General features: G+C 58.5%; 13 protein-coding genes. 5 read left to right on the forward strand and 8 right to left on the reverse strand.

Going from position 1 to position 16,236, the window contains the following annotated elements; all coding sequences use genetic code 11:
- Positions 1–87 precede the first annotated feature (87 nt).
- The 4 genes from rpe to ACVWSC_RS15705 are packed head-to-tail and all read right to left on the reverse strand — an operon-like array spanning position 88 to position 3,470.
- Positions 88–774 (reverse strand): ribulose-phosphate 3-epimerase, encoded by a 687-nt coding sequence (gene rpe, locus ACVWSC_RS15690; RefSeq protein WP_442107583.1) that lies wholly within the window; start codon positions 772–774, stop codon positions 88–90.
- A 12-nt stretch (positions 775–786) separates the two neighbouring features.
- Positions 787–1,713 carry an alpha/beta fold hydrolase gene (locus ACVWSC_RS15695; RefSeq protein WP_442107585.1) on the reverse strand — a complete coding sequence of 309 codons (927 nt, stop codon included), beginning with the start codon at positions 1,711–1,713 and terminating at the stop codon, positions 787–789.
- A 37-nt stretch (positions 1,714–1,750) separates the two neighbouring features.
- On the reverse strand, positions 1,751–3,328 hold the full coding sequence (locus ACVWSC_RS15700; protein ID WP_442107587.1) for a class I adenylate-forming enzyme family protein: 1,578 nt from the start codon (positions 3,326–3,328) through the stop codon (positions 1,751–1,753).
- The gene (locus ACVWSC_RS15705) at positions 3,315–3,470 is read right to left on the reverse strand and encodes a hypothetical protein (protein ID WP_442107589.1); all 156 of its coding nucleotides are present in this window, start codon (positions 3,468–3,470) and stop codon (positions 3,315–3,317) included. The genes ACVWSC_RS15700 and ACVWSC_RS15705 overlap by 14 nt, the downstream gene beginning before the upstream one ends.
- Positions 3,471–3,555: 85 nt before the next feature.
- Between ACVWSC_RS15705 and ACVWSC_RS15710 the strand changes: the two genes are divergently transcribed.
- Positions 3,556–4,518: an IS30-like element ISPsme1 family transposase gene (locus ACVWSC_RS15710; RefSeq protein ID WP_442107591.1), complete on the forward strand. Its 963-nt coding sequence runs from the start codon at positions 3,556–3,558 to the stop codon at positions 4,516–4,518.
- Here the strand turns inward: ACVWSC_RS15710 and lysA are convergent.
- A complete protein-coding gene (gene lysA, locus ACVWSC_RS15715) occupies positions 4,441–5,985 on the reverse strand; it encodes a diaminopimelate decarboxylase (RefSeq protein ID WP_442107593.1) in 1,545 nt (514 codons plus the stop codon). The two genes, ACVWSC_RS15710 and lysA, sit on opposite strands and share 78 nt — an antisense overlap.
- A 449-nt stretch (positions 5,986–6,434) precedes the next feature.
- Between lysA and ccoN the strand changes: the two genes are divergently transcribed.
- Together ccoN and ACVWSC_RS15725 are read left to right on the forward strand one after the other, a co-directional pair.
- Positions 6,435–7,862 (forward strand): cytochrome-c oxidase, cbb3-type subunit I, encoded by a 1,428-nt coding sequence (ccoN, locus tag ACVWSC_RS15720; RefSeq protein WP_442107594.1) that lies wholly within the window; start codon positions 6,435–6,437, stop codon positions 7,860–7,862.
- A 10-nt stretch (positions 7,863–7,872) separates the two neighbouring features.
- Positions 7,873–8,085, forward strand: a complete 213-nt coding sequence (locus tag ACVWSC_RS15725; RefSeq protein ID WP_442107596.1) for a cbb3-type cytochrome c oxidase subunit 3 — start codon at positions 7,873–7,875, stop codon at positions 8,083–8,085.
- A 34-nt stretch (positions 8,086–8,119) separates the two neighbouring features.
- Here the strand turns inward: ACVWSC_RS15725 and ACVWSC_RS15730 are convergent, their stop codons facing one another.
- Entirely contained in the window at positions 8,120–8,308 is a 189-nt protein-coding gene (locus ACVWSC_RS15730) for a hypothetical protein (protein ID WP_442107598.1), read from the reverse strand.
- 204 nt (positions 8,309–8,512) lie between these two features.
- Here ACVWSC_RS15730 and ACVWSC_RS15735 point away from each other — a divergent pair, with 204 nt between their 5' ends.
- On the forward strand, positions 8,513–9,379 hold the full coding sequence (locus tag ACVWSC_RS15735) for a LysR family transcriptional regulator (RefSeq protein ID WP_442114312.1): 867 nt from the start codon (positions 8,513–8,515) through the stop codon (positions 9,377–9,379).
- On the opposite strand, the gene ACVWSC_RS15740 is transcribed toward ACVWSC_RS15735, so the two are convergent.
- Positions 9,353–10,510, reverse strand: coding sequence for an HPP family protein (locus ACVWSC_RS15740; protein WP_442107600.1), 1,158 nt, complete (start codon positions 10,508–10,510; stop codon positions 9,353–9,355). The two genes, ACVWSC_RS15735 and ACVWSC_RS15740, sit on opposite strands and share 27 nt — an antisense overlap.
- A gap of 285 nt (positions 10,511–10,795) precedes the next feature.
- On the opposite strand from ACVWSC_RS15740, the gene ACVWSC_RS15745 reads away from it, so the two are divergent.
- Positions 10,796–11,341 (forward strand): P-loop NTPase family protein, encoded by a 546-nt coding sequence (locus tag ACVWSC_RS15745; RefSeq protein WP_442107602.1) that lies wholly within the window; start codon positions 10,796–10,798, stop codon positions 11,339–11,341.
- A 19-nt stretch (positions 11,342–11,360) separates the two neighbouring features.
- Here the strand turns inward: ACVWSC_RS15745 and ACVWSC_RS15750 are convergent, their stop codons facing one another.
- The gene (locus ACVWSC_RS15750; protein WP_442107604.1) at positions 11,361–16,058 is read right to left on the reverse strand and encodes a dermonecrotic toxin domain-containing protein; all 4,698 of its coding nucleotides are present in this window, start codon (positions 16,056–16,058) and stop codon (positions 11,361–11,363) included.
- Positions 16,059–16,236: the final 178 nt, after the last annotated feature.

Below are 16,236 nucleotides of genomic sequence, written 5' to 3' on the forward strand. Positions count from 1 at the left end.
GCGCAAACGGCTGTAATGTAATTTCGGATTCAATGTGCAAAGACAGATAACTCATGCAGGATTCACGCAAATCGTGGGTAAGACCACTTATTGGTTATGGTGTGACACAGCCGCGCTGATCTCATGGCGCAAGGCCGAAATCGTGGCGCGGTAATCACGTTCAGCGAAGATTGCCGTACCCGCAACGAACATGTCTGCGCCGGCAGCTGCGACCTGACCAATGGTCTGCAGATTGACCCCGCCGTCGACTTCCAGGCGGATGTTTAGGCCACTCTCGTCGATCAGCTTGCGCGCTGCGGCAATCTTGGGCAACACCTGCGGGATGAAACGCTGACCGCCAAAGCCCGGGTTAACCGACATCAACAGGATCAGGTCGAGACGATCGAGCACATACTGGGCAGCCTCCAGGGTGCTGGCCGGGTTGAACACCAGGCCCGCCTTGCAGCCCAGGTCCTTGATCAGCTGAATCGAACGGTCCAGGTGCTGGGTGGCCTCCGGATGGATCGAAATGTAGTCGGCGCCGGCTTCTGCGAAGGCTTGAATCATGCTATCGACCGGGGTCACCATCAGATGCACATCAATCGGTGCGGTGATACCGTGGCTGCGCAACGCCTTGCAGAACTGCGGGCCCATGGTCAGGTTGGGTACATAATGGTTGTCCATCACATCGATATGGATAACATCGGCGCCTGCCGCCAGCACCTGCTCGGCCTCCTCGCCCAGGCGGGCGAAATCTGCCGCCAGAATAGATGGCGCAATCCAGAACTCTTTCACGTACATACTCCGTTATTGATTGACAATGCGTTGTTGCGGGCCCGGATCACTGGCTGCCAGCGCCATATTGAGCTGCTCGATCAACGCGGTGCTCGGGGCATCCAGGTGAAAGTGATGGCCACCGTCGTGCCAATGCACCTGGGTACCCGGGGGCAACGCACTTTTGCGTTTTTCGAATGCGTCGCCAGCGAACAGCCCTTGGCGTCCGAGCATCAGTTGCAGTGGGCAGGTGATCTGTTGCAGGAACTCACAGGCTTGACGCTCCGTCAGTTGCAAGGGTTCTGGCAGCACCAGGCGCGGGTCATGGCGCCAACGGTATCCATGACCGAGGTTGATCAGGTCACGCATCGCCAGCAACCTGGCCCCTTCGGCACTCAGGCTGCCGTCGATGCTGTTGCGCCGCTCACTGATGGCCGTTTCCAGGCTACTGAACTGGGCTTCTTCCGGCCCGCTGAAACCGTGCATACGTGTACGCAGTGCCAGGCGCAGCAAGCGTTGGGACTTGCGCAGGTGCTCGACGGTCTGGCCGTCGTCCACGGTAAAGGGCGCGCCCATGCCATCGATGAACACCATATGCTCGATATTGCGGTTCATCGCCGCCAGAATCGACGCCACACCGCTGCCCATGGAGTGACCCAGCACGCCAAAGCGCTTCCAGCCCAGGCACTCGACCAAGGCATTCATGTCATCGGCGTGTTCCCACAGGTAGTAGCCACTGTCGGCCCGGCGGTGATCAGACCGGCCGTGTCCGGCCAGATCCGGCGCCACCACAAAGCAGTCGTGCAGCCTGGGGGCGATCAGTTCGAAAGACGCGGCATTATCAAGCCAGCCGTGCAGCGCCAACACCGGGCGACCGCCTTCCTTGCCCCAGGTACGCAAGGCAAAGTGGTTGCCGTTGACATCCAGCGACCGGTCGCGACCGCTTCGACCTTGAATCATGGCCCTACCTCCCTCTTCATCCGGCGCGCCCTGGCGCTCATCCGGCAATCATCAGCTGGGCGTTGTGTGCCGAGCGCTGTAACTGCTGCAGGTCGATTTTGCCGTTGGCGGTACGCGGCAGGCTGCTTTCGATACTGATGGACAACGGCACCTTGTGCGGTTCCAGGCCGTGCCGACACTGCTCTAGCAGTTGCCCGGCAGTCAGGCCTACCCCCTGCTCCAGGGTGATGAACGCGCACAACCCTTCGCCGACCGAATCATGCTCGATCCCCACCACGGCGGCGGCTTCCACACCCGCAATGGCATAGAGGAAGTTTTCCACTTCACTGGGGCTGACCTTCATGCCGCGCGACTTGATCATGTGGTCCATGCGCCCGCGAAAATACAGATAGCCATCTTCGTCGAGGCTGCAATAGTCACCGGTGTACAGCACGCTTTCACCCGGATAGCGCCCGGGTTTGAGCTTGAGTGCGGTAGCTGTAGGGTTGCGCCAATAGCCCGCCATGACCGTGGCACCCCGTATGACCAACTGGCCCACCCGATGGGGCTCGTCGATACGCCGGTCCTGCTCGTCGACCAGCCACAACTCGGTGTTGGGAATGGCTATACCAACGCTGCCCGGCTTGCTGTCGATGTCTTCAGGTGGCAGGTAAGTACACCGCTTGCATTCGGTCAGCCCGTACATCGAGAAAATCTGCGCCTGGGGAAACAGCGCTTTCATTTGGGCGATATGCGGTGCCTTGAGCGCTGCGCCGGTGTTGGTCACCATCCGTACATCGGCGAAGACGGCCTCGCGCTTGCGCGCATACTCATGCAGCAAGGTCAGCATGGTTGGCACGAACGGGATCACCGTGATCTGGTACTGGCGGATCTTCTTGATCAGGAAAATCGGCCAGGTGAATTCCTTTTCCAACACCAGGGTGGCCCCGGCGTCGATGGCCATGATCATCTGATACAGGCCGTAGTCGAAGGACAACGGCAACGCGCAGAGCACGTTGTCGTGCTCGTTGTAGCCCAGGTAAGTGTGCAGTGACGCCAACGCCGCCAGCATATTGCGATGCGTGAGCATGACGCCCTTGGGCGCACCGGTAGAGCCGGAGGTGTAGATGATCGCTGCCAGGTCCAGGTCCAGGTTGCCGCTTGGCAGCGGTACACCGGCACCCTGACCGAGCAGGCTCTCGAAGGTCTGGGCCACGGCTGATCCGGCTTCGCCGTCGAGCAGCACGATCTGCCGCAGATGGCTTAGTTCAGCGATGCTGGCCGGCATACTGGCGATTTTATCGGTGGTGGTGATCAACACCGATGCCTCGGCATCACGCACGATATAGTCGAGGCTGTCAGCCGTGGTTTCCAGACCGACATTGACCACTACGCCACCGGCCTTGAGGATGCCCCAAAAAGCACAGACCATCTCAACCCGGTTGCCCAGGCACACCACAACCCGCTCCTGACGCTGCAAGCCATTTGCCTGCAGCCCGGCTGCCAGGCGCGCGCTTGCTTCATCCAGCTGCGCATAGGTATAGGCCTCATCGGCATAGATGATCGCCGGCTTGTCGGGATGCAGGCCATTACGGGTTTCCAGTACGTCCTGCAACAGAACTTCACGCGCTTTCATGTTGCACCTCGAGAGCCTCCACGGATCGTTGCGCCACCCGTGGCTGGCGATGCGCATCGATGTAGCCGGCCAGGGTCGCTACCGTGTTGAAGTGTTTTGGAACGATGGTGTCCGGGTTGACGAAAAACCCTCCTGAATTCATAGAATAAGTGCAACGTTTGAAACGATAGGCAGAGAGTCAGCCACCGGTAGAATCCAGGCTCTCACACCGAAGGATTCAAGCGCAGATGACTACGCATTACCGGCAGCTGACTCAGGGCCAACGTTACCAGATTGAGGCCGGTCTGAGCGCCGGAAAAAGCCAGGCAAGCATCGCGAAACAGGTTGGCGTACATCCCTCGACGATCAGTCGTGAGGTTCGCCGCAACAGCTCCCAGAAGACCTACAAAGCGGTTGCTGCGACCCATGAAAGTGATGCCCGTCGAGCGCAGGCGCGCAAGCACTGCAAGCCATTAACGTGGTTCAGCCATTATCTGCCGCTCTGGCTAAAACACGGTATGAGCCCGGAGCAGATTGCTCAGCGCCTGAAGCAAGAGCAGCCGGAGCGCGCGGTCAGTCACGAGTGGATTTATCGGTTTATCGCCACCGACAAACACGCAGGTGGCGAGTTATACAAGTATTTGCGGCACCGCAGGAAGCTGTACCGAAAACGCTACGGAAGCCACGACCGGCGCGGACAGTTGCGTAATCGCGTATCGATAACCGAGCGCCCTGCTGAGGTCGAAGCCCGCGAGCGTCTAGGTGATTGGGAGGGTGACACGGTGCATGGCGTAGGCGGCAATCTGGTCACGCTGGTTGATCGTAAAAGCGGCTACCTGAGCGCCTATCCGGTCAAGCGCAGGACGCGCCGGCAGGTAACGCGGGCGATCAATCTGTTGCTCAAGGGGCATGCTGTTCACACGCTGACGCTGGATAACGGGAAGGAGTTTGCCGGGCATGAACGCATTGCGCATCGGAGCCAGTGCCAAGTCTTTTTTGCAGAACCCTATTCATCCTGGCAGCGAGGCACTAATGAAAATACCAACGGCCTGCTCCGGCAGTATTTTCCCAAGGGCGGCGACTTCAGCAAGCTGACCGTCGAGGCGGTCAGTCGCGTGGTAACGAAGATCAATTTACGCCCGCGAAAACGCCTGGGCTGGAAGACGCCGTACGAAGTTTATGCAGGGGCGAGCGTTGCACTTATGTGTTGAATTCAGGCCTTCGATTTCGTCTTCCAGGCTGATCAACAGCTCCATGGAGGTCAGCGAGTCCAGCCCCAGGTCGTCACGCAGATGCGAGTCGGCATTGATAAGCGTGCCTTCCGGCAGCTTCAGCACCACGCGCAAAATATCGCTCAACTGACGTTGGGTTGCCGCACACAGATCAGCGTCTGGTTCATTGGCCGTGGCTTTGCTGAGCATCGCTTCAAGCGGTACGTCGGCATGGCTGTCGCGAATGTCCAGGGCCGTCTGGCGCGCACGGACGAGAAACAGCTGGTCGTTGCTGACCACTACCTCGGCCGGATGTCCATGACTATGGAACAGCGTCGGCGAGGCCGAGGGGCCGTAGGCGCCTGAGGCGGTTACGGCCAGCAGGTCGCCCTCCTGCAAGGTTGCCAGGCACACATCCCGGCCCAGCAGATCATCAGGACTACAGAGCGGCCCGGAGACATGGTACTGGCACAGCGGCGCGGCAGAACTGCCTGTCACTTTGACAATATTGAAATTGCGCTTGAGCACCTGTCCGCTGCCTGCCGCTGCACCATGGCAGTTGGTCCCGCCATCGGTGACGGCGAACAGCTTGCCGTGGTTTTCCTTGATGTTGTCGACCGTCACCAGCAACGCGCCGCATTTACCGGCGATGAAGCGCCCGGACTCCAGAATGATGCGGGTTTGCGGGAACTCGTGATGGAAGTCATTGAACAGCGGCGCCAGCAACTGTTTGAGTTCAGCCGTATCCAGCTCTTTTTCGTTTTCGTAATACTTGATACCCAGGCCGCCACCGACATCGACCATACGCATGTCCAACTGGTGGCGCCGGGACAGGTTGCGGAACAGCTCGAGGATGTACGCGGCGTTGTCATACACCGACTGGGCGTCGAGGATCTTGGTGCCGTTGTAGACGTGAATACCCTTGATGCGGATATTGGGCAGCGCCAGGTACTCGGCAAAGTTGGCCACTGCGGTGTCTTCCTGGATGCCGAAATGCGTGGGCCGCCCGCCCATCTTCCAGGGAGAACCTGCCGCCGAGAAGTTCGGATTGATGCGAATGGCGACCGGTGCCTGACACCCGAGCTCCCCAGCCAGGACAGACAACTTGCGCAACTCGCTTTCGGACTCAACCACAATGGCGAACACCCCGACCTCAAGCGCTCGGCGGTGCTCCTCCGGCTTCTTGTACGGGCCTAGCAGAATAATGTCCTGCGGCGCCACACCCGCCTTCAGGGCAATTTCCAGCTCGCCCAGCGAGCAGACTTCCGTGTTGCCACCGTAGGAGCGAATCAACTTCACCAGGGACAGGTTGGGATTCACTTTCAGCGCATAGAAAATGTCGACACAGTCCGGCAGTGCATTGCGCAACTCGTTGTAGCTACTGCGTAGCACTGCCTCGTCATAGAGGTAGGTTGGCGTCCCGAACGTCGCTTTTGCCTGTAGGACGAGTTCCTTTGATAGCTTCATCTGTTGCTCCCGTCGTTCTTATAGTGTCCCGCTCTATTAGTTCTGTTTGCTGACAATGTGTAAGCACCGTCTTACAGACTCATTGGCGGATTGGCTTCATTTTTGATCGCGCTGAACTGACATGACCTTAGGATCAAGGCAAAACTTTGCGCGCAAAGTTTTTCGAAATTCTGCGTCCGGTCAAAGGTGCTGTCAAGGCAAATCCAGCGTCTGCAGGCTGCGGCATAAAAGCACGTCAAGCGGTGCGATGAACGGCAGAACAGAGATATTTCGTCGCACCCTGAGCGGATCAGAGAAGCTTTTCCCCAGTAAATACGGGGCTATTATCTGATCCGCTGTTCTGCCCAGTTTCTGAGCCTGTTTTGAAAGTGGGCAAGTTCCTACAGTCTGCGCCAATGTCCTACCCCTTCCAGGAAGGACGCGCCCTACAGGAACTGTGGAAACTAGCGATGAGCACACATCAACAGGCCCAAGCCTATAACTACAAAGTGGTCCGGCAATTCGTCATCATGACGGTGTTCTGGGGCATCGTCGGCATGGCGATGGGCGTATGGATCGCCTCTCAATTGGTTTGGCCGGAACTCAACCTGGAACTGCCCTGGACCAGCTTTGGCCGTTTACGCCCCTTGCACACCAGCCTGGTGATCTTCGGCTTCGCTGGCAGCGCGCAATTTGCCGCCAGTTACTATGCCGTGCAGCGTACCTGCCAGGTCCGGCTTTACAGCGACAAGCTGGCAGCGTTCACCTTCTGGGGCTGGCAGGCGACCATCGTCATCATGCTGATCAGCCTGCCGCTGGGCCTGACCACCACCAAGGAATACGCCGAGATCGAGTTCACTGGCGCCGTGTGGATGGCCATAGTCTGGGTGGCCTACGGCGTCGTGTTCTTCGCGACCCTGATGCGGCGCAAAGCCAAGCACATCTATGTGGGCAACTGGTTCTTCGGTGCCTTCATCGTGGTGATCGCCATGCTGCACGTGGTGAACCACCTGTCGATTCCGGTCAGCTGGTTCAAGTCCTATCCGGTGTACTCCGGGGCCACCGACGCCATGGTGCAGTGGTGGTATGGCCATAACGCCGTGGGCTTCTTCCTGACCACAGGTTTCCTCGGCATGATGTACTACTTCGTGCCCAAGCAGGTGGGCCGGCCGGTGTACTCCTATCGCCTGTCGATCGTGCACTTCTGGGCATTGATCACCCTGTATATCTGGGCCGGTCCCCACCACTTGCACTACACCGCACTGCCAGATTGGGCGCAGTCGCTGGGCATGGCCATGTCGCTGATCCTTCTGGCACCCAGCTGGGGCGGCATGATCAACGGCATGATGACCCTCTCCGGCGCCTGGCATAAGCTGCGCACCGACCCGATCCTGCGCTTTCTGGTGCTGTCGCTGGCGTTCTACGGGATGTCGACCTTCGAAGGCCCGATGATGGCGATCAAGACGGTCAACGCCTTGTCGCACTACACCGACTGGACCATCGGTCACGTACACGCTGGCGCACTGGGCTGGGTCGCGATGATTACCTTCGGCTCGCTCTACCACATGATCCCGAAAGTCTTCGGCCGCGAGCAGATGCACAGCATCGGCCTGATCAACTTGCATTTCTGGCTGGCGACCATTGGCACCGTGCTGTACATCGCGTCGATGTGGGTCAATGGCATCACCCAGGGGTTGATGTGGCGTGCCACCAACGAAGACGGCACCCTCACCTACTCCTTTGTCGAGGCACTGGTGGCCAGCCACCCGGGCTTCCTGGTGCGCTTTATTGGCGGCGTGTTCTTCCTCACCGGCATGTTGCTGATGGCCTACAACACCTGGCGCACCGTGCGCGTGGCGGATGAAAAAATGGCGCTGGCCAACGCTCGTCTGGCCTGAGGAGAACGACATGGACAGCTGGATGTACGCAGTGTATTGCCTGACCGGCGTGGTGTTCTTCTATCTGGTGACCAGCGCCTGCCTGCGCGACCATAGCCAGGAAGTGGATGAGCACGTCAGCCTGCTGCCCTTTGCCGATGATCCGGCAGTGGCGCAGCGGGTCGAGCAAGCCATTGGTAAACCGGTGCCGGCAGCCAGGCCGGATGCGGCACTCGAGGTCTGAAGTTGCAGAGTAAATCGGGCGCCGCAGCGCCCGTTTACTCTTCTAGCTGAGGGAAATTGCGACAACTCTTGCGCTCAGCCAGCTCCCGCTCACTGGGACGCTGATCGACAAATACGGCATGACCGTCCTTGTAGATCTCCAGGTAGCCCCAGTGCAAATCTTCCTCGCGCTGACCGGGCTTGGGCGGTTCGCGCCACCAGGGTTCTCGACTGATCAGTTCCATGGCCAGGCTCCGCGCTGAACGATCAGTTCACTATAGCCACTGACTGTACGGTGGGGTGGGCTTGTTGTAGGAGCGGGCTTGCCCCGCGATTCGTTATACCTGACACACCGCAATCGCGGGGCAAGCCCGCTCCCACAGCAAGCCCGCTCCTACTGGCTGCCCAAAGCCATTAGAATGGGCAACCTTTCCCCAACGGCAATCTCCATGGATATCGAGCTGGCCCGCACGTTCCTTGAAATCGTCCGCACCGGCAGCCTGGTGGCTGCCGCCGAACGCTTGCATGTCACCCAGACGGCAATCAGCGCCCGGGTGCAAAAGCTCGAGCAACAGTTGTCGTGTCAGTTGCTTATCCGTAGCCGCAGTGGTGCCAGCCTCACCGCCGATGGTGAAGCGTTCGTGGTGTATGCCAATCAACTGGTGCAAACCTGGGAAGCCGCACGCCGCGACCTGCCGCTGCCCGAAGGCTGCCATCAGGTGCTGCATATCGGCGGCGAAGTCAGCCTGGGTAACCCAATGCTGCTCGACTGGGTCAGTGCGCTGCACCGCAGCATGCCCAGCCACGCCATTCGCAGCGAAGTCAGCGATGGCGAATCATTGCTGCACAAACTGGAAATGGGCGTGCTCGACGCCGTGCTGGTGTATCAGCCTACCTACGGTCCGGGCCTGCAGGTTGAACAGCTGATGGAAGAAAAGCTCATCCGCATCCGCCGCAAAGATAAACCCGAACCTTACATTTACATCGACTGGGGCCAGGCGTTCCGTCGTCAGCACGATGCGGCCCTGCCCGAATGCGCGCGTCCGGCCTTGAGCTTCAACCTCGGGCCACTGGCGCTGCAGTTCATTCTGGAGAACGGTGGCAGCGGCTACTTTCGCACCCGTGTGGTCCAGAGCTACCTGGACAGCGGCATCTTCGAGCGCGTGCCCCAGGCACCGGAATTCACCTATCCCACTTATCTGGTGCATGCCCGCGAGCGCGACAGCGAAGCCTTGCAGCAGGCCTTCAGGGTCTTGCGCCAGTTGGTTGCCGACGGTGACAGCGACTGGTCACAACGCTGGGACCCGGTGATCTGAGCTTGCTGCGGCGTTGAGCAAGTGGCGCTTGAGCCCGGCAATCAAGTCAGTCTGGGTAATCACCCCGACCAATTGCGCCCCCTCCAGCACCGGCAGGCAATGCAAGCCCTGCTCGCTGAGCAGCGGGATCAACGTCACGGCAAGCGCATCACTGCGTACGCTGATCACCGGTCGACTCATGATCTGCCCGACCTGCACCTGGCGGCGACGCCACAGCCCACGCCAACTCAAGCGCCCCTGGGCCATCGCCGCGGTAAGCAAATCGCTGAGCGTCACGATGCCCACCAACTGGTGCGCCTCATCCAGCACCGGCAGGGCTTTGAGGTGGTGGCCCGACACCAACTGCCAGGCCTGCTGTAATGAGGTGTCAGGGCGAACCTGTTGTACATCCCGCGACATCACTGAGGCTGCGGTGATCCCGCCAAGGCTGCGCTGCAACGCATGCTGCTCAGTGGCCAGGATGATCCGTTCCAGCTCATCGCGGGTAATGTCGACAAACTCGCCCAACTCCTCCAGCGCCTGATCCAGGTCCGTGGCACTGATGCCCACCCGCTCACTCGGCAGGGCATCGGAGGTATGGTGCAAGTCCTTGCGCGGCGCAGCGGTCTTTGGGTAACGCACCCCGGTCAGGCGGTTGTAGACCACTGCCACCGCCAGCAGTACCAAAGCGTTGAGCAGAATCGGCTCAAACACCCGGTCTCCCAGCGCCGAGAGCGTTGAATCAGCCAACACCACACTGACCGCCACACCGCCACCCGGTGGGTGCAGGCACCGCAGCACACACATCACCACCAATGCCACCCCCAGCGCCAGTGCTGCCACCCACAGCGCCGAACCGAACCAGTGGTGCAGCACCAACCCTACCACCGTTGCACAGGCATAGCTGCCAACAAACGGCCAAGGCTGTGCCAGTGCTCCGGAATGTACGGCAAACAGCAATACCGCCGAAGCCGCCAACGGGCCAAGCAAATGCAGCGCTACAGCAGCACCAAAGAAGTAGCTGCAGGCCGTGCCTGCCAGAAACAGGCCGAGCAACACACCACAGCCTGCGCGCAACCATTCTTTCGGAGGGATATTCAGCGGGGCCGGCAATAGCCGGGCAAACCCTTTATTCAGACGGCGGGAAAACATGGGGAGACGTACTACCTGGCAGTAAAAAAATGCCCGGCCCCCAAGGGCCAGGCGGAGTATCGCAAACGCAATACCTAATGGGCTCCGTCCATGGAGATGGAATGCTTTGGAATATTTTGAAACATGCGTGGATTGTGCCGGGCAAGCGCAACGAGGTGGTAATTCAAAAAACTGCAGTGTGAATGCAATTTTTTTGCAGCATCGGCCCAACAGCCACCCTGGAAATCTGCTTTCACTCGAGCAAAGCCAGCATAATTAGCGGTTTGATCGGAAAGGACGCCTACCATGCAGCGCATCGTCATTCTGGGTAATGCCGGAAGCGGTAAATCAACCTTGGCGCGAGCCCTGGGCCAACAGCTGAACCTGCCCGTCGTGCACCTGGATCGTTTGTTCTGGGAGCCCGGCTGGAAAGAACCCGACCCACAACAATTCCGCGCGCGCGTTAGCGACGCTGTGTCATCAGACGCCTGGGTGTGCGAAGGCAACTACGCTCGGCGCACCTTTGACTTGCGCCTGCCTCGAGCGCAGTTGGTCATCTGGCTGGATACGCCACGGATCACCTGCTTTGCCCGGGTGATCGTGCGCAGTCTGTTGAACCGACCGCGCCCAGACCTGGCGGTCGGCTGCAGCGAGAAACTCGACAAGGCGTTCCTGACCTTCCTCAAATTTGTGTGGACCTTTGATCGTGCCTATCGCCCTGGTATCGAAGCCACGCGTACGGCTGCAGGGCCGCAGGTTCCGGTCATCCACTTGCGCGGAACGCGGCAAATTGCAGCGTTCGTACAAGGGCTGGCAGTTCCCGCCGCACAACACCCGTCGCGTGTCCTGTAGCGGCGACAGCCCCGACAACTCAGGTGAAAGGTATTATCCCTTCAACATCAGCCAACGCCAGGTTTCCTCGGTACACCGCCAATAACTCACGTGAACTGCCGCGCGCCGCTTCCATCTGGATTTTTCGACCTATCAAGCGCTGTGACCAGATTTTGAGATGTCCTTTGACAAACTGCCGTGCCGGAACCATTGCATCTTTATAGTGGAAATGCGCCTCCCAAATGACCCTGCCCTGCTCGTTATGGCGTGACGGCACACGCCGGATCTCATAGACATCCAGATAATCGTTGGCCGCAAGCTCTTTTCGGCTGACGGTATGCTTAATGGCTATTTTGTTTTCTTTGAACAGAAACCGAAGACTGGCCGCCGTAGGATGACTGGTGGTCAGGTGGTAACTGCTCAATAGATCCGTTTGGGTGTCGCCCAGGCGTTTGATGGCATCGCTTAACTGCGTGTCGAACTCACTGGCGATGCCGGCACTTTCCAAGGCTGTACTTGCTTCCTTGAGTTGTTCAACGTGTCCTTCGATAACCGATTGCATGCCAATCGGCTCATTGTTCCCGATGTACTGCTTGGCCAATTTGAGAATGGATTCTACCTGGCCAAGTGCGGCGCGAGCACTCGCTCTTGCGGCGCCCACATCCCTGGAGTCAGGGGCTGGCTGGACTTCAACCGCAGGCTCCTCGACCTGTTCAACCCCCTCCTCGTTGAACGTCTTCAGCACCTTTTTGCCGCTGGAGTCCTTCTGCTGCACAACACTAACGCCATCAACCTCCACCTCTTCGGCGATAACGCTACGTCCCTTACTGGTTTTAACAACCCGATGCTTACCCGTTCGGCGCGAATACACATGAGGTTTAGGTACAACAGGATCAGAAAACTCCGACTCACGTATCGCCTGAGCAAGATCATCCTCTGCCGACGCAATTAACGTATTCAGGGTGTCCTGGTACTGTTTCAGTGGCTCAACTCTAATAGCCGCACCACCTGTCTCACTCAGGTACATCGCGTTACCCTGGAAGGCTTCATAAACTTTCAGTGTGCTGGTCAAGACGCTGATCCGGTCTGCTACCGGCAACTCCAGCGCTGCCAACTGACCATGAGCGGTGCCCGAACTGTCCAGTTCTGCGCTCCACAACTTTTTGTGGTACTGCAGCAAAACTTCTTCATCAACTTCGGCTTTGCGATTGATACACAGTTCGGCCAGATCTTCGAGCAGGCCCAATTGCAAGTCGTTATGAGTGAGTCGGCGCTGCGCAATGTAGTCTGTCAACTGCGCTGACTTGCTTCTTTTCGGCTGTCCTGGTTTCGGGGTAAAAACGATGTCGTTATCTTTTATCGTGTCAACCAATAGCCAGTCCAGTTGCTTCGATACCCAAACAATATCAGACCTCAGCGCCACAACCTTCTCAACCAATGAGTTGACGAAGTCGTAATGCCTGATTTCTTGGTCAGTGATTGGCCGAGCAACCATCTCATCGAGCAGCGGATTCACACCGAGGGAATTAATGTGGTAGGCCTCATCGTTGTAAAGGGCTACACAATCCTCTATCAACTCTTGACGAAGCGAACTGCGCTGTATTTTCGCAAAGCTGAACAACTCGTGCCGCGCGTACTTCAGCTGAACCATCTCGGTCAGTCCCCGATCGAGCTTCAGGGTTATCTTTATCAACTCTTTACAGTCTTCCAAGACCTGGTACTCGGCAGCCGTGAGATCTGCCTGAGCGGCAGCAATCTTTCGGTCGAACGCCAGAATCAAGCTGGCACCGGCCGCAGTGTCTGGAACTTTTCCCCGCTGCGCTTTTAGATTTTCAACGTGCTTTACTCGACTGATACGCACGCTTTTACTCAGTTCGAAACCATCAGCAATACGGTTTCGCTCGCCAATCATGGTCACATTCTGTGCGTTCAGCTCAGCAAACGCTTTGATGTTCGCTTCTCTGGCCTGGTCCGATCGCCGTTTCGGCCCACCACCGAGCAAGCGCAATCCGGCGTCGATGTGCCATTGCCCGTCCTCCCGGCGCAACCAGGGTCCCTGTTCGCCTTCAGCGCCAATCACCCGTATACCTTGCGCCGATAGCTCTACGCGATAGATGTCACTGGCCAGCTTCGCATAGTGATGACCATCAACTTCATACAAGCCACGGGCCTCCCCGGACGTGAGCGCCTGCAAGCCGTTCAAAGAAACGCCCGAACGCATGCCGGACAGCGCTTGGCGTTGCTGCTCCGGCAGGCTGTTGAGCCCATGCCCGTTGCGCCAGGAGAAGTCCAGCGGCAGGTCTTGACGCGTGGCCAACGAACCCGCCAGGCCTAGCTTTCCTTGTTCCGGCACCAGGTTGCTGATTTCGAACCCAGGACTTTGCGGCGCAGCGCCGTTAAACAATGCAGCACCGGGCAAGCGGCTGACCACTGGCGGCTCCACACGGGGAAGACTCAGATGGAACAGGGCCATAGCGAAGTTCATAACGATATCGATCACAGCGGCTATCTTGTCGGATTGGCTGCCATGCTCCAGGGCCGCGTTGTCACCCTTCAATCCCTGAATCGCCTGCACCAGCCAAACGACGCCCGCCACCGGCCCGCTCAGAACCAGGGTAGTCACGTTGAACAACAACCAGGCACCTTGAACCACCACCGCCCAACGACTCTCGGCATTGGAAACAGACTGGCGATCGGCCAACTCGACCAGGAAATTACGATTGGCTTTATACAGCTTGGCATCGACGTCCAGGCGCCAGAACTGCGTCGCCAAGCTGATTGGCTTGACCGGCTCCGGCTGAATCGAGCTGTCAATGATCGGTCGCCCCAGATGCGGTTCATGAAAACCACCGTACTCATACACAGGGCGAGCCTCTGGCTGCAGCCACTCAAGGACACTGTCCTGTAGTGGCCCTGCCTCCGCTATCGCCTCCATCAACGCCTCAAGCGAAGCGAATTCCATCAGGGTACTGCTGCTGTACAACGGCCTGTACAACAACACCAACGCCGGCTGCACCGAATAAAACACGTACATGACGCTGACCAAATCAGATTGGCTGTCTGAGGGTTCACGCTTGAATGCCAGCGGCATCATCATAATGGCCGGCACCTGCGGGTCTATGTTGCCATGGCAGTAATCAACGGCGCACTGCAAGCCCGCATCGCTCAGGGTTCCGGCCAACTTCGCACTCAGTGCACTGAACATCAACGAACAGCGCCATTCCCGCGAAAAGTTGCTGACCCGCTGCTCACGCGTCAGCGGGTCGTCCAGTTTGTCGGCCACGTATCTCGGATAGTTTGCGCCGATGTCGACCTGTTCGATCAGCTTCATCACATAGTCGTGGTTCATCCACTCCATGATCAGTTGGCCAGTGCGATGCTCGATCGAGTGCAATACTGCGCCTTTGAGCGAGCTGAGATTGCCAATGGCAAACTCGGTCAAGGTCATGCGCTTGGTTTCCAGCATGCCGCCGCCAACACCGGCGCCTGCCCCACCTGGATTCGCCTCGGCGTACCAGAATGTCAGGATCAGATCGTCAGGGAAGTAGTTGGCATCCACCGGGTGCTCGGCCAGCAACTGCGCTCTCAGGCGTTGACTGGCATAGCTATGCAGGTCGAGAATTTCTTCGGGCATCTCGGCATCGTTGAACTCGGCCTGCGCCAAGGCCAGTTCAAACAGCGCGCGTTGATAGGCGAAGCTGTCCGCCGCCGAAGCACTTCTCAAACCCGGTGGCAGGATAATCTTGGCAGTACTGACGTGGGTATACCCTTCGATGAACCATTGCGACGGGTCGGTGAGCGCCGCATACAGCTGCTCCATGGCCTGGACATCGGCCACTTGCGAGAGACGCAGTTGCTGCATTGCCTCAAGCATGCCGTTAAGCAACAACGCGGTTTGCTGAGCGAACGCATCCCCTTCCAGCTCATAGCGATTCCAGCGCATCGAATCGAACCGATACTGGCTGCCCATTTCCTCGCACAGGGCCTGGGCAAAATCATCGAACGAGTCAAAGCACTTCACCACGCTCGACGGTGAACACCACAACACTACCGTGCGCTCATCCCACTCACCGTGCAGCAGCAAGTTTGGCAGCAGGCGCGAATGGCTTTGCCCCTCGGCCTCGAGCTGCACCTCCACGACAAACACAGTGGGGCGCTCTCGGCCGCCCTTGAGCAGCCCATACACACAGGCTCTTTGTTGGGCATCCAGGTCGTGCAGTGGCAGGTTCTGCAACAGTGCCGCTTTCAGGGTTTGCTGCAGCCAGCGATCGCGGCTGACACCTGAACTGGAGTTGCCTTGCCAGTATTCAACCTGGGCCTGCTGGAAGTGGAATGGCAGCTCCTGCAGCAGGTCATTGAATGCCTGCGTGGTGTCTGGCAACTCAATGTACTCAAAGCCATCGCTGCCCTTGAAGCGGTAAGGTTCAGGAAAACTCAGGCCGTAAAGCTGGTCGTGGATTTTCTCCAGACTCAACGGCTTTCCATCCAGCACGGCCTGCATGACGCGGTCCATCAGCGATACTGGCGTGAAAGTATATTGAGCCGTGGGCACCATCAAGTGCAGAAGCTCGGCGTCGTTGAGTGGCGGATGCACGGTGGCAAGATTGGGATGACGCTCGACAAAAAACTGCAGCACTTTCTGCCCGACCAGCTTGCGTAGGGTAGGACGGCTGGCGAACTGCAACGCCACGGCGCGTTTGAAGTCCTTGGCGGGAGGTGGGGTGACTTGGCTGTTCATGAACGTGAGGCTCCTGACTGAGGGTAAGGGCTCACGCTATCCAGCTGCACACGGACAGCGACGGTACATATTGCTGGCCAACACATTCTGAGAAAAATCGGCCTGGGTGGGTGGCAACTGTCTTTATCATCCAGTGTGGGAGCGGGCTTGCCCCGCGATAGCGAACTGCCTGGCACAC

The sequence above is a fragment of the Pseudomonas sp. NUPR-002 genome (assembly GCF_056322725.1).